The organism is Kordiimonas lipolytica (assembly GCF_001550065.1).
This window is the reverse complement of record NZ_LRUB01000028.1, coordinates 91698-104645: the sequence shown is the minus strand read 5'-3', so window position 1 is coordinate 104645 and position 12948 is coordinate 91698. Positions and strand designations below refer to the sequence as shown.

Here is a 12948-nt window from a genome sequence, read left to right as displayed (position 1 = left end):
TTTCCGAAGGTAACGCGGGCGTGGCGAAATTGGTAGACGCGCCAGATTTAGGTTCTGGTGTCTTCGGACGTGGGGGTTCAAGTCCCTCCGCCCGCACCACCTTCCGGAAAACCCTGTTTGGTAAAAGAAAAAGAGAGTTGGAAGACCCATGCAGATCGAAGAACTGCTGAATGAAGGACTGAAGCGCGAGTATAAGATTGTCGTGGCAGCGAAAGAGCTGGACGACCGTTTGGACGCGATCCTGGACGAATTCCGTGCCACTGCAAAAATCAAGGGTTTCCGCCCTGGTAAAGCTCCACTGTCGCTTCTGAAGCGTATGCATGGTGAGCGCGCTAAAGGGCAGGTTCTCTCCGAGACCATGCAGGAAACGTCTGCCAAGCTCTTTGAAGACAAGAATATCCGCCCGGCGACCCGTCCAGAAGTGGACATGGACGAATATGAAGACGGTAAGGACCTTGAGTACACGCTGAAGGTTGAGATTCTTCCTGAAATTTCTGTCGACGACTTTAAAGCGCCAGCGCTTGAGCGTTGGGTTGCAGAAGTTGACGACAAAACAGTTGAAGAATTCTGCGAGAAGATCGCTGCCCAACAGAAGACTTTCAAGAAAGCTGCGAAAACCACCAAGGCTGCTGAAGGCGACGCTGTCCTGATCGACTATGTTGGTTCCATCGACGGTGTTGAATTCGACGGCGGTAAGGGCGAAGACTTCCAGCTTGAGCTGGGCTCCGGCATGTTTATCCCAGGCTTTGAAGACCAACTGATTGGTTCCAAAGCAGGCGACGAGAAGACCGTAAAAGTTACCTTCCCTGAGCAGTATCAGGCGGATGACCTTGCCGGCAAAGAAGCTGAGTTCGCCGTAACGGTGAAAGAAGTCCGCAAGCCTGCTGAAGCCAAGGTTGATGAAGACATGGCCAAAAACATGGGCTTTGAAGACCTCGCGTCTCTCAAAGAGTCTGTGAAAGGCCAACTGGAAGCTGACAACAACAGCCTGACACGCGCTCATATGAAGCGTGGCCTGCTGGATGCGCTGGCTGACGAATACAGCTTTGATGTGCCAGCCGGCATGGTTGACATGGAATTCCGCCAGATCTGGGAACAGATCAAGCGTGATGCCGTGATGAGCGGTGAAGCCAAGGCTGAAGACTTCGAAGGCCAGGAAGGCCCCGAAGACGAAGCAGAAGCTGCTGAGTTCCGTGCAATTGCAGAGCGCCGCGTGCGCCTTGGTCTGCTGCTTTCCGAACTGGGTGTGAAAAACAACATCCAGGTCAACCAGGAAGAAGTGAACCGCAAGATCATCGAGGAAGCGCGTCGCTTCCCGGGTCAAGAAGCTCAGGTCTTCGAATTCTACCAGAAGAACGAAGAAGCCCGCGCTCAGCTGCGTGCTCCGATCTTTGAAGAGAAAGTCGTAGATTTCGTTCTCGAAATGGCTGACGTGACGGAAAAGACAGTTTCCCGTGACGAGCTGGAAGCTGCTGTTCGCGCAATCGACGAAGAAGAAGCCAACCCTGCCAAGGGCAAGAAGGCTGCTCCTAAGAAGAAAGCTGCTGCGAAAAAAGCGCCTGCGAAGAAAGCTGCACCTAAAAAGGCTGCCGCAAAAAAAGACGACGCAGAGAAGAAGGCCGAACCTAAAAAAGCGGCAGCGAAAAAAGCTCCAGCAAAGAAGGCTGCGCCTAAGAAAGCTGCTGCGAAAAAGCCAGCTGCCAAGAAATAGGCTGATAATGAATAATACCGGCATACAGTGCCGATAGAAAAGGGGCTTCCGGGCCCCTTTTTTTGTACCCCTCTTTAATTGATCTACCGAAGTCCTATCTAATTGCAGGAAGTGTTTCGTATTTCCTTGCCCGAGCCGACTTGGGTTTGCTACAGCTTCACAAAAGATAGAAACAAAAAGCCCTGAAATGCGGCCTGTCAGATATTCAGGCAGGTCCGTGGGCCACCCAGTACAACATTTGGAGTGCCTAATGCGCGATGATTTGATGGACCCTATCAGAGATGCTCTCGTCCCCATGGTTGTGGAGCAAACCAACAGGGGTGAACGGTCGTATGATATTTATTCCCGGCTTCTCAAGGAGCGCATCATCTTTTTGACGGGGGAAGTGAACGACCAGATTTCTAGCCTGATCGTTGCGCAACTTCTGTTCCTTGAGGCGGAAAACCCAAAGAAGGATATTTCCTTCTATATCAATTCGCCGGGCGGCATCGTGACCTCCGGGCTCGCGATGTATGACACGATGCAATATATCAAGCCGAAGGTGGCGACGATCTGTATCGGTCAGGCTTGCTCGATGGGGTCTCTCTTGCTGGCGGCAGGCGAACCCGGTATGCGTTACGCGCTTCCGAACGCCCGTATCATGATTCACCAGCCATCGGGCGGGGCCCGCGGCCAGGCTGCGGATATAGAAATTCAGGCGCGCGAGATTTTAAAGCTTCGTGAACGATTGAATAATATATATGTAAAACATACCGGCCAAAAGCTGGACAAAATTGAAGCGGCGATGGATCGCGACAACTTCATGGATGCGAATGAAGCCAAGAAGTTCGGTTTGATCGATCATGTGTATACCAGCCGCGAAGAGGCCGATGAGAAATAAGCAGGGTCGTATTATCCCGCAAATTTCTTGAAATTTGGGTGTACGAGCCATTTTAACCGGTCTACGATAGTAAGAAACGAGTTTATAGCGGTGACAGATTTGAGTAACAGCGATTCGAAAAACACGCTCTATTGTTCCTTTTGCGGCAAGAGCCAGCACGAGGTCAGAAAGCTTATCGCGGGGCCTACGGTCTTTATTTGCGATGAGTGCGTAGAGCTGTGTAACGACATCATCAAGGAAGAGAGCAAAAGTGCGCTTTCCAAGGGTACGGACGGCGTGCCTTCACCGCTTGAGATTCTTGAGGTGCTCAACGATTACGTGATCGGCCAGGGCTCTGCAAAGAAGGTGCTTTCGGTCGCCGTACACAACCACTATAAGCGCCTCAATCATGCGAATTCCAACGCTCCTGAAGTTGAACTGGCCAAGTCGAATATTCTGCTGGTTGGTCCGACCGGTTGCGGTAAGACGCTTCTGGCCCAGACACTGGCCCGCATTCTTGATGTGCCATTCACCATGGCTGATGCCACCACGCTGACTGAAGCTGGTTACGTGGGCGAGGACGTTGAAAACATTATCCTGAAACTCCTGCAGTCTGCTGACTATAATGTCGAACGCGCACAGCGCGGCATTGTCTATATTGACGAAGTCGACAAGATCAGCCGCAAGTCTGACAACCCGTCTATCACGCGTGATGTGTCGGGCGAAGGCGTCCAGCAGGCCCTTCTGAAGATCATGGAAGGCACGGTTGCAAGCGTACCGCCACAGGGTGGCCGCAAGCATCCACAGCAGGAATTTCTGCAGGTGGACACAACAAACATTCTGTTTATCTGTGGCGGTGCCTTTGCCGGTCTTGATAAAGTGATTGCCACCCGCCTGCAGGGCAAGTCTATCGGGTTTGGTGCGACGGTGAATTCACCTGATGATCGTAGCGCGGGGGAACTGTTCAAGGAAACAGAGCCAGAGGATCTGCTGAAGTTTGGCCTGATCCCGGAATTTGTTGGTCGCCTGCCTGTGATTGCCACGCTTGAGGATCTGGATGAGGATGCGCTGGTGCAAATCCTGTCCGAACCGAAGAATGCGCTTCTCAAGCAGTATCAGTGCCTGTTTGACATGGAAGATGTGAAGCTGACTTTCTCTGAAGACGCACTCTTTGCTGTCGCCAAGAAAGCCATCGAGCGCAAGACTGGCGCACGAGGCCTTCGTTCCATCATGGAAGACACGCTTCTTGATACCATGTTCGACTTGCCGAGCCTTGAGGGTGTCGAAGAGATCGTCATCAATGGTGAAGTGGTCGAAGGAAAGTCGAGTCCCTTGATGATTTATGCAGATCGGCGCGACGAAGCAGGGCAGCCAGCATAAAAAACCGATATTTGAGCTGAGTAAGGGTTGAAACGGAAGTTTCAGCCCTTATTTTTTATAGTGAAAGGCAGAAAAGTGCCTTTAAACCCTTTTTTCGACCTCTTTTCCTTTCTTGTCTCAACGGAAATGGCCTAAAATCAGGTCGATCAAGTAACACATTTAGTTCTGAAAGCTGTTCTCATGTCCGAATCCGCAGAAAACACGTCAAACATCGTTACTTTGCCAGTTTTGCCCCTCCGCGACATTGTGGTTTTCCCACATATGATCGTGCCGCTCTTTGTCGGTCGCGACAAATCCGTCCGGGCACTGGAAGAAGTGATGGCAAAAGACAAGCAAATCCTGCTTGTTGCGCAAAAGGAAGCGGGTGAAGACGATCCGAAGACAAAAGATGTTTTCGAGGTTGGCACGGTCGCTAGTGTGCTCCAGCTCCTGAAGCTGCCGGATGGAACCGTGAAAGTTCTTGTTGAAGGCTTCAACCGTGCAACAATCAAGAAATTCGTACGCGATGAAGATTATTTCGAAGCCGAAGCCGAACTGATGGCTGATGGGGAAGAAGACGATTCGGAGATTGAAGCGCTCAGCCGGTCTGTCATTGCCCAGTTCGAACAATATGTGAAGCTGAATAAGAAAATCCCTGCCGAAGTGTTGGTGACAGTCAACCAGATTGAAGAAGCCAGCAAACTTGCTGACACGGTTGCGAGCCACCTTGCGCTCAAGATCGATGATAAACAGGACCTTCTGGCGACAGTTTCCGTGGCTCAGCGGCTTGAGCGCATTTTCAGCTTCATGGAAGGCGAAATCGGCGTGCTGCAGGTCGAGAAAAAGATTCGCGGCCGCGTAAAACGTCAGATGGAGAAGACCCAGCGCGAATATTATCTGAACGAGCAACTCAAGGCTATTCAGAAGGAGTTGGGCGAGGGCGACGATGGTCGCGAGGAAATCCAGGAACTGGAAGACCGAATCGCCAAGACCAAGCTGACCAAGGAAGCCGAAGAAAAGTGCCTGGCTGAATTGAAGAAGCTGAAATCCATGAGCCCAATGTCTGCGGAAGCCACAGTTGTGCGGAACTTCCTCGATTGGATGCTGACCATTCCATGGGGCAAAAAAAGCCGCGTGAAGAAAGACATCAAGCTCGCACAGAAAATTCTGGATACCGACCACTATGGCCTTGAGAAGGTGAAAGAGCGGATTATCGAGTATCTTGCGGTGCAGCAGCGCGCGAAGAAACTCAAGGGTCCCATTCTTTGCCTGGTTGGCCCTCCTGGTGTTGGTAAAACATCCCTTGGCAAGTCGATCGCGAAGGCTACGGGCCGCGAATTTGTTCGCTTTTCGCTTGGCGGCGTGAGGGACGAAGCCGAGATTCGTGGTCACCGACGTACGTACATCGGTTCCATGCCTGGCAAGGTAATGCAGTCGATGAAAAAAGCGGGAACGACGAATCCACTGTTCCTGTTCGATGAAATCGACAAGATGGGTCAGGACTTCCGCGGTGATCCGGCGTCGGCACTTCTTGAAGTGTTGGACCCGGAACAAAACAGCAAGTTCAACGACCACTATCTCGAAGTGGACTATGATCTTTCAAACGTGATGTTCGTAACCACCGCCAACTCGCTTCGTATGCCGCGCCCACTTCTGGACCGGATGGAGATCATTCATCTGTCTGGCTATACCGAAGAAGAGAAGGTTGAGATCGCACGGCGTCACCTGATCCCGAAACAGGTGAAAGATCATGGCCTTAAGAAGGGTGAATGGTCGATTTCCGACGGCGCGCTCAAGGACGTGGTGCGTTATTACACTCGGGAGGCCGGTGTTCGGAGCCTGGAGCGTGAGATCGCCAAGCTGGTGCGTAAGGCGGTGAAAGAGATCGTTGAAGGGTCACGTGACAAGGTGGCCCTGACGTCTCGGAACCTCAATCAGTATGCCGGCGTGCGGAAATATCGCTACGGCCAGGCGGAAGAAACCGATCAGGTTGGCCTGACGACTGGGCTTGCCTGGACGGAAGTTGGCGGTGAGCTGTTGGCAATCGAGGCCGTGACCGTTGCGGGCAAAGGCCAGATCAAACAGACAGGCAAGCTTGGCGACGTGATGAAAGAATCGATTCAGGCGGCACGGTCTTATGTGCAGTCCCGCTGTGTTGAATTCGGCATTCATCCGAAAGTGTTTGAAAAGAAGGATATTCACATCCACGTGCCGGAAGGCGCAACACCGAAAGATGGCCCATCAGCCGGTGTAGCCATGTGTACGTCTATTGTTTCTGTCCTCACGGGAATCGCGGTGAGAAAAAATATCGCCATGACTGGCGAAGTGACACTGCGCGGCCGGGTGCTGCCGATTGGTGGCTTGAAGGAAAAACTGCTGGCGGCTCTCAGGGGCGGAATCACCAAGGTTCTCATCCCGAAAGATAACGAGAAAGACTTGGCTGAAATTCCTGACAATGTCACGAAAGGCCTTGAAATTGTTGCAGTTTCCAATGTGGATGAGGTGCTGGAGCATGCTCTCGCTGGTCCTATGGAACCAATCGAATGGCCGGACGAAGAAGAGCTCAACGAAGTGGCTTCTGCTGATGGTGCAGATGAGGCGGAACTTACGACTCATTAGCCCCTTTGAGCCTAATTGAATAAATTTCAAGGAAAAAAAAGCTCAAAACCGCAGTTTTCTGCGGTTTTTTGCTTTGACAAGCGGATTTTACCGTGCCTAAACTGCATTCGCATTTCGGAGCTAATAACGAAATCAAACTCTTCAACTCAGAGGGGGATACCTTGAATAAAAATGATCTGATCGCAAAGGTTGCTGAATCAGCAGACCTGTCCAAAGCTGACGCTGGTAAAGCAGTAGACGCTGTATTCGATTCCATCTCCGGCGCTCTCGCTGGCGGCGGCGAAGTTCGTCTCGTAGGCTTCGGTACTTTCGCAGTAGCACAGCGTGCTGCTACTAAAGGCCGTAACCCACGCACTGGCGAAGAAATTGACATCCCTGCTTCCAAGCAGCCTAAGTTCAAGGCTGGCAAGGGTCTCAAGGACGCTGTAAACAAGTAATCTGTTTACACTCTTGAAAAGAGAACGGCTGTGGATTTCCGCAGCCGTTTTTCTTTGGGCTGACTGCAGGTCAGTGGATCATTCGGTTAATTTGATTGTTTTACCGACTTCGACGCGTTGAAAACTGCCAGGAAATCTGCGAGCCGCCATTTCGAGAACGGTATCGCTTGTGTCGTGGCTACCCATGGCCAGTAGTTCCAGATCCAGCGATTGCAGCAGGTCGAAGTCTTCTTCGACGTCTGCCATTGTTAGTTGGGAAAAAAGCCCACCGCCAGATGCAAAAGTGCGCTGTAGATTGACGCCGGCCAAGGTCATTTGACCATCAGGCACCGGATAGTGAAGATCACCGACAATGGCGAAGATAGGGGCGTCAAAAACGGCTTTGGTACGGGATACTATCTTTCTCAGCGTCTGGTGGCCACACCCGATAACCAATAGTATTCCCTTGCCTTCGACATGAAGGGCCAATGCCTGCTCCTGAATCTGCCCCATCAGCAGCTGCCGCTTGATTGGGCCGATGCTGGCTATACCTGGGGCGATAACCTTCGGCGCGGTAATATGGGTTACCGGATGACCAGGGTACTCAAGCGGTATTGGGGCAAAAATTTCAATCTTTTCAGAAAGTTTCGGTTGGTGGACGCCGAATGAAAAAGTGTTCCGTGCCGCCCATTCTCGCCCGCCGACGTGATCGAAATGATGGTGGCTCAGAAATATTGAATCAATGGTGTCGACGGATATTTGAAACAAAGCCATATTTGCTTCCAGCGGGGAAGGGGCTTGTTTGCCTTTGTTGCTGCCCAAGTCGAACAAGATAGCTCTTCCGTCCGCTTGGAGCAGATAGGATACTCCTGCTTCGGTCGCATAGGTTGGGTCTGATGCGTGCCAGTTGACGAGAGGCTGGATCGTGACATCGCGAACAGCGCCGACATTGGCAAGCTGAGGCTCTTGCTGTTCTCGCCATTCCGCATCAATCAAAGCAACCTTCTGATTGTGGCGTAAAAGCCAGAGGGCAACGAATGCCAGGGAGGCAATCAGGGCAACAGCAATGATGCGGAATGCGAATCTGATCATGCTCGGGGCTCTTTCATCCTTCAGCAGACTTGCCAGATCATCCGGGATGGGCATTGGCTTGATAGGACTGACGTTTGCGCCGCCGGTGTTGCCTGCAGGCACCCAGCCCAGCAATGACCCCGCAGAGGCGATAATACGCATTAGTTGACCGAAGATTTCCCACAGGTCTGAACGCTTCAATCCGACCTTGAGCATCCACCAGTGACTGACAACATGAGGGACATAGAATCGTTGCCCCAGAATATGGGCGCGTTCAAGGTGATGGAAGGCAGCTGAAAGATCATCGGCACTATACAGGCGTTTTGCCTTTGTCATTTCCGATTCAAATGCCTCTCTAAGTTCTTTTTTCATAAATACCTCCCGACATCTGTTGGCGCCGTTTGACTTGGTGTTGTTGCCTTTTCTTAAAATATGAGAAATTATTCATATTTTCACCTCGCATTCGAAGGATAGGAAAAATGCCGCCTCAATTAAGCCAAAAGCCAAGAAAGCAGCCAAAACAGGCACGCTCTATTGCTACGGTAGAAGCCATCCTGGAGGCAGCAGCTCAGGTTTTTTGCGAGCAGGGATATACCGGCGGCACCACAGACAAGGTTGCGATTCGGGCAGGGGTATCGATAGGTTCACTATATCAATATTTTCCGAACAAGGAGGCCCTGCTGCTTGCTCTTGCGGAACGCCACATGGAAGAGGGGTTTTTGTTGATCCGTGAAAAACTGGCTGCCGCACTTATCACCCAACCGCCCCTCAAACAGCTTTTAAGACACTTTGTCGAGGCGCTGATTGCCCTTCACCAAGTTAACCCGGACTTGCACCGCGTGCTTTTCAATGAAGCGCCGCTACCCCCGTCATTCACTGCTGAAAAAGAGGCTGCAGAACGCAAATTTGCAGGGGAACTTGTCGCTCTTTTCCAGCAGTATCCGGAAGTAAAGGCTGAGGATATGAGCGTTTCCTGCTACCTTCTTGTGCAGGCAGTCGAAGGCTTGGTGCATGGCTATATCCTCTATCCGCCCAAGGATATTGAAGCTGACAAACTTGTGCATGAGATCGTCAGGATGCTTTATCGGTATCTTGTGCAAGAAAATTGAAAAAAAAGGGGTGGACAGAGGCTTCGTTTAATCTTAAAAGCGCGCTCACCACACTGGTATGGGCGATTAGCTCAGTTGGTAGAGCATCTCGTTTACACCGAGAGGGTCGGCAGTTCGAGCCTGTCATCGCCCACCATTCCTTCCAGTGTCGGTGCCTTTTGAGAGTGGGCGATTAGCTCAGTTGGTAGAGCATCTCGTTTACACCGAGAGGGTCGGCAGTTCGAGCCTGTCATCGCCCACCATTCTCACCTTCATTCCTTGAAAACCAGTTTCACCCAGGGCCCAAAGTCTTTCGTTTAGGGGGCTTGTATTTCCTTGGGGCAGGTCTTGCTGCTTGGTATCCTTATCGAAAAGGAGACAGGAATATGCGCTTGCTATGGATCGCCGTCGTACTTTTCGCAAATATTGACGTTTGGGCCGACGAACCTGCCAAACAACACTCCGTCCTGCATCCGCATGGCCTGAACGAGCCAGCTTACCATCTATTCCAGTCTGCCAGCCTTGCGCGGGATTTCCACATTCATGTGCGACTGCCCGTGGCCTATGGACAAGAAAAGAAAAAGTGGCCTGTGGCTTATTTGCTGGACGGAGGCCATACTTTTCCGATGCTGGCAGGCTATGGTTCATACCTAGTGTTCGCCAACGATATGCCGGACATGATAATTGTTGGAATTTCTTATGGCACCGATGATTGGCGACAAGGAAACCTGCGTAGTACAGACTTTACCGCCCCTGCAGAGAGTAGGGATCATTACGGGGGGGCTGGTCAGTTTTTGGAATTTCTGAAGCGGGAGCTCATCCCCTTTATTGAAAACAATTATGCGGCAGATGAAAACCAGCGGATATTATTTGGGCAATCGCTTGGCGGCCAATTTGTGTTATTTGCAGCGTTGCACGAGCCTGACCTGTTCTTTGGGTTAATAGCCAGCAATCCGGCGTTGCACCGGAATCTGGACTATTTTCTTTCTATGAAGGCGGCAGCAGGGCAAGGTAGCGCGCGGCTGTATGTTTCAAGCGGTACAGAAGACGATCCCCGTTTCCGCGTGCCGGCGGGCCGTTGGGGCGAAGCCTGGAAAGGCCGAAAGAATTTACCCTGGACATTGAAGGTTGCTGACCTGCCGGGGCAGAATCACTTTTCTGCGGCTCCAGAGGCTTATAGGCAAGGGATGCTTTGGATATTTAAGGAGGCCCGAGGCTCGGGCAGTTAGAGTGATCGAATGACCGAAGCAGTGAATTCCGAAAGTGGTAATCAAGACGGCGGAATAGTGGTTGAAGCCACTTGGGCGCCCAAAGATCCGCGCGACAAGCTCTATGACGAAGATGCGACCGCGCGTGAGCGCACCATGTCTTTGGTGAGGGTAATCGCGGCGTTTCATCCCGTGCTGAATGCGTTCCTGCTTGTATTTGAAATGACCCGTCGGCAACCTTTTTGGACTCTGACCATCGGAAGCGTGGTTGCAGCAGCTGCTTTTGCCTATTTTGCACTGTAACCCAGGCGCGTCAGGGAATATTTACGGGGATCGGAATCGTAGCTACATCTTCGTTCATCGGGGCATCAATGTTGGCGCACCAGCCATCATTTTCTGGATCATAGATATAGGCGGCGTACCCCAAGTCAAAATCATTGAAGTTCTGATCCAGATTGTTTTCTAGCTTGCCGACATCAGCGTTGACGCTTTCTGGTTGGAAGTCTGTCTTCAGTTCGAAAACGACATTGCGGGGGTCGTCATCATCATTATCGTAAGTGACCCAAATATCGGCTCTGTATGGGGTGTTTTGAGGCCCGCCACGATAAAAAATTTCCATTCTGATCAAATAGTGATCTTCGTTTTCATCATCACCTTGGGTCCATTCGTTCAAAACCAGAAACATGGCACCTTGCACAGTCGCTTCATTGAAATAATCAGGGTCAGGGTCCGGGCGCGGCGAGAAATAGTCTGCGACGTCGTGAAAGTTTGCGACTTTGTCATTGAGATAGGCAGCGACATCGGCAGCAAATCCGCCATCATCGGCGTTGTCCAGATAGTCGATCAATTCCTGATAGGGCATGACGCTCGAATCCTTCTTCTGCAATCCAAGCAAGACGGCTGAGCCTTTCTCGTGTGAAGTTTGAGATACTCGTTACAAAGAGACATCGTGAAGACAGGTATTTCTTGCTGAGGCCAACCGCTTTTAGCCAAATTCCGCCGGAAAAGCATTTGAAGGAAAAAATGTTTTAAAAAAGCCGTTGACAGGGGCAGGGGGTGGGCTTAAACACCCCTCACGCAAGAGACGCGCGGGTGTAGCTCAGTTGGTTAGAGTGTCGGCCTGTCACGCCGAAGGTCGCGGGTTCGAGCCCCGTCACTCGCGCCACTTGCGGCCCAAAGGGCCATGGTCCCTAGGGTAAAAGAAGAGACGCAGTTTGGTTCATCCAGCTGCGTCTTTTTTTGTGCCCGAGCGCCGGAATTTGGCGGTCAAAAAAAATCCAAAAAAGAAACATTCAGTGATTGACAAGGTAGGCATAAAAAGCCTAAACACCGTCCCGCAAGAGACGCGCGGGTGTAGCTCAGTTGGTTAGAGTGTCGGCCTGTCACGCCGAAGGTCGCGGGTTCGAGCCCCGTCACTCGCGCCACTTGCCTCCCTCCTAGAGGGCAGATCAGAAAACGCGTTCCGGTATCACCGGGCGCGTTTTTTTGTTGGCTCTGACAAAAATCCTGAAAATACGCCAAAAACCGCAGCGGATAAGCTTTTCATTAACCAAAAGCATGCCTATACTCACGCCCTCAGGCGCCTTGGGCAAATTCGCCCTTTACGGATCGAAAAACGGCCTTTAAAAGGGCGCTGTAATTAGGGCCAATAATCAAAAAGGGACTCCCATGGAGTCGTTGCTGATACAATATTTCCCGATCCTGATTTTCCTTGGGATCGCTATCGCTTTCTCACTGATTTTCGTTGGCGCAGCGATGCTGATCGCAAAGCAGCGCCCCGACAGTGAAAAACTGTCTGCGTACGAGTGTGGTTTTGAAGCATTTGAAGACAGCCGTCATCAATTCGACGTCCGCTTCTATCTCGTCGCTATCCTGTTCATTATCTTCGATCTTGAGATCGCCTTCCTCTTCCCTTGGGCCGTGTCCCTGGGCGAGATCGGCCTTTATGGTTTCTGGTCGATGATGATCTTCCTCGGCGTACTGACCGTAGGTTTTGTATACGAGTGGAATAAAGGAGCGCTGGAATGGGAGTAACACCTGCAAAAAATCCCGGTGCGTACAACACGCTGTCACCGATTCCGCCAGCAGGCGATGGGGACTTTCTCGAAGGCATCAACGAGGAGCTTACTGAAAAGGGCTTCGTTGTTACCAATCTTGAAGACCTGATCACCTGGGCCCGTACAGGGTCTCTGTGGTGGATGACGTTCGGTCTGGCATGTTGCGCCGTTGAAATGATGCATACCTCAATGCCGCGATACGACGTGGAGCGTTTTGGTTTTGCACCACGCGGCAGTCCGCGCCAGTCAGATGTGATGATTGTGGCAGGTACGCTTACGAACAAAATGGCGCCTGCCATGCGTAAGGTATATGACCAGATGTCAGAGCCTCGCTATGTGATCTCCATGGGGTCCTGCGCAAACGGCGGCGGTTATTACCACTATTCTTATTCGGTTGTTCGCGGCTGTGACCGCATTGTGCCGGTGGATATTTATATCCCTGGCTGTCCTCCTACGGCGGAAGCTCTTCTTTATGGTGTGCTGCAGTTGCAGCGCAAAATCCGCCGCACCGGGACCATCAACCGTTAGATCGAGTATGAGGCACCGCCACTTGTTGGGGG

General features: G+C 51.6%; 12 protein-coding genes and 5 tRNA genes. 15 read left to right on the top strand and 2 right to left on the bottom strand.

Annotated features, from left to right (window positions below):
- Positions 1-14 precede the first annotated feature (14 nt).
- From KORM41_RS14280 to KORM41_RS14255, 6 genes are all read left to right on the top strand, one after another.
- A tRNA-Leu gene (locus tag KORM41_RS14280) sits at positions 15-99 on the top strand.
- Positions 100-148: 49 nt separating this feature from the next.
- Positions 149-1711, top strand: coding sequence for a trigger factor (tig, locus tag KORM41_RS14275; RefSeq protein ID WP_068149445.1), 1563 nt, complete (start codon positions 149-151; stop codon positions 1709-1711).
- A 250-nt stretch (positions 1712-1961) separates the two neighbouring features.
- Positions 1962-2591 (top strand): ATP-dependent Clp endopeptidase proteolytic subunit ClpP, encoded by a 630-nt coding sequence (clpP, locus tag KORM41_RS14270; protein ID WP_068149442.1) that lies wholly within the window; start codon positions 1962-1964, stop codon positions 2589-2591.
- Between the two features lie 99 nt (positions 2592-2690).
- Positions 2691-3950 carry an ATP-dependent Clp protease ATP-binding subunit ClpX gene (gene clpX, locus KORM41_RS14265; RefSeq protein WP_269448983.1) on the top strand — a complete coding sequence of 420 codons (1260 nt, stop codon included), beginning with the start codon at positions 2691-2693 and terminating at the stop codon, positions 3948-3950.
- A 180-nt stretch (positions 3951-4130) separates the two neighbouring features.
- Positions 4131-6548, top strand: coding sequence for an endopeptidase La (lon, locus tag KORM41_RS14260; RefSeq protein WP_068149435.1), 2418 nt, complete (start codon positions 4131-4133; stop codon positions 6546-6548).
- A 161-nt stretch (positions 6549-6709) separates the two neighbouring features.
- Positions 6710-6985 carry an HU family DNA-binding protein gene (locus KORM41_RS14255; protein ID WP_068149431.1) on the top strand — a complete coding sequence of 92 codons (276 nt, stop codon included), beginning with the start codon at positions 6710-6712 and terminating at the stop codon, positions 6983-6985.
- A 78-nt stretch (positions 6986-7063) separates the two neighbouring features.
- Here KORM41_RS14255 and KORM41_RS22050 read toward each other — a convergent pair whose 3' ends face one another.
- A complete protein-coding gene (locus tag KORM41_RS22050) occupies positions 7064-8407 on the bottom strand; it encodes a DUF3703 domain-containing protein (RefSeq protein WP_068149428.1) in 1344 nt (447 codons plus the stop codon).
- 107 nt (positions 8408-8514) lie between these two features.
- Between KORM41_RS22050 and KORM41_RS14245 the strand changes: the two genes are divergently transcribed.
- From KORM41_RS14245 to KORM41_RS14225, 5 genes are all read left to right on the top strand, one after another.
- Positions 8515-9144, top strand: coding sequence for a TetR/AcrR family transcriptional regulator (locus KORM41_RS14245; RefSeq protein ID WP_068149425.1), 630 nt, complete (start codon positions 8515-8517; stop codon positions 9142-9144).
- 60 nt (positions 9145-9204) lie between these two features.
- Positions 9205-9280: transfer RNA gene (locus KORM41_RS14240), tRNA-Val, on the top strand.
- A gap of 30 nt (positions 9281-9310) precedes the next feature.
- Positions 9311-9386 (top strand) — tRNA-Val (locus tag KORM41_RS14235).
- Between the two features lie 123 nt (positions 9387-9509).
- Positions 9510-10352 carry an alpha/beta hydrolase gene (locus KORM41_RS14230; RefSeq protein ID WP_068149422.1) on the top strand — a complete coding sequence of 281 codons (843 nt, stop codon included), beginning with the start codon at positions 9510-9512 and terminating at the stop codon, positions 10350-10352.
- A gap of 9 nt (positions 10353-10361) precedes the next feature.
- Positions 10362-10634, top strand: a complete 273-nt coding sequence (locus KORM41_RS14225) for a hypothetical protein (RefSeq protein WP_068149420.1) — start codon at positions 10362-10364, stop codon at positions 10632-10634.
- Between the two features lie 10 nt (positions 10635-10644).
- Here the strand turns inward: KORM41_RS14225 and KORM41_RS14220 are convergent, their stop codons facing one another.
- Positions 10645-11193 carry a hypothetical protein gene (locus KORM41_RS14220; protein ID WP_068149417.1) on the bottom strand — a complete coding sequence of 183 codons (549 nt, stop codon included), beginning with the start codon at positions 11191-11193 and terminating at the stop codon, positions 10645-10647.
- A 226-nt stretch (positions 11194-11419) separates the two neighbouring features.
- On the opposite strand from KORM41_RS14220, the gene KORM41_RS14215 reads away from it, so the two are divergent.
- The 4 genes from KORM41_RS14215 to KORM41_RS14200 all read left to right on the top strand — a co-directional run bounded on the left by KORM41_RS14215 (position 11420) and on the right by KORM41_RS14200 (position 12916).
- Positions 11420-11496, top strand: a tRNA-Asp gene (locus KORM41_RS14215).
- Between the two features lie 182 nt (positions 11497-11678).
- Positions 11679-11755: transfer RNA gene (locus KORM41_RS14210), tRNA-Asp, on the top strand.
- Between the two features lie 244 nt (positions 11756-11999).
- Positions 12000-12365 (top strand): NADH-quinone oxidoreductase subunit A, encoded by a 366-nt coding sequence (locus tag KORM41_RS14205; protein ID WP_068149414.1) that lies wholly within the window; start codon positions 12000-12002, stop codon positions 12363-12365.
- Positions 12356-12916: a NuoB/complex I 20 kDa subunit family protein gene (locus KORM41_RS14200; protein WP_156431992.1), complete on the top strand. Its 561-nt coding sequence runs from the start codon at positions 12356-12358 to the stop codon at positions 12914-12916. Before KORM41_RS14205 ends, KORM41_RS14200 begins: the two co-directional genes overlap by 10 nt.
- The last annotated feature ends 32 nt before the right edge of the window (positions 12917-12948 follow it).

Excerpts from the sequence above, each read along its gene's own strand:
- tig (WP_068149445.1), top strand. The coding sequence starts at position 149 with ATGCAGATCGAAGAACTGCTGAATGAAGGACTGAAGCGCGAGTATAAG.
- clpP (WP_068149442.1), top strand. The coding sequence starts at position 1,962 with ATGCGCGATGATTTGATGGACCCTATCAGAGATGCTCTCGTCCCCATG.
- lon (WP_068149435.1), top strand. The coding sequence starts at position 4,131 with ATGTCCGAATCCGCAGAAAACACGTCAAACATCGTTACTTTGCCAGTT.
- KORM41_RS22050 (WP_068149428.1), bottom strand. The coding sequence starts at position 8,407 with ATGAAAAAAGAACTTAGAGAGGCATTTGAATCGGAAATGACAAAGGCA.
- KORM41_RS14245 (WP_068149425.1), top strand. The coding sequence starts at position 8,515 with ATGCCGCCTCAATTAAGCCAAAAGCCAAGAAAGCAGCCAAAACAGGCA.
- KORM41_RS14230 (WP_068149422.1), top strand. The coding sequence starts at position 9,510 with ATGCGCTTGCTATGGATCGCCGTCGTACTTTTCGCAAATATTGACGTT.
- KORM41_RS14225 (WP_068149420.1), top strand. The coding sequence starts at position 10,362 with ATGACCGAAGCAGTGAATTCCGAAAGTGGTAATCAAGACGGCGGAATA.
- KORM41_RS14220 (WP_068149417.1), bottom strand. The coding sequence starts at position 11,193 with ATGCCCTATCAGGAATTGATCGACTATCTGGACAACGCCGATGATGGC.
- KORM41_RS14205 (WP_068149414.1), top strand. The coding sequence starts at position 12,000 with ATGGAGTCGTTGCTGATACAATATTTCCCGATCCTGATTTTCCTTGGG.
- KORM41_RS14200 (WP_156431992.1), top strand. The coding sequence starts at position 12,356 with ATGGGAGTAACACCTGCAAAAAATCCCGGTGCGTACAACACGCTGTCA.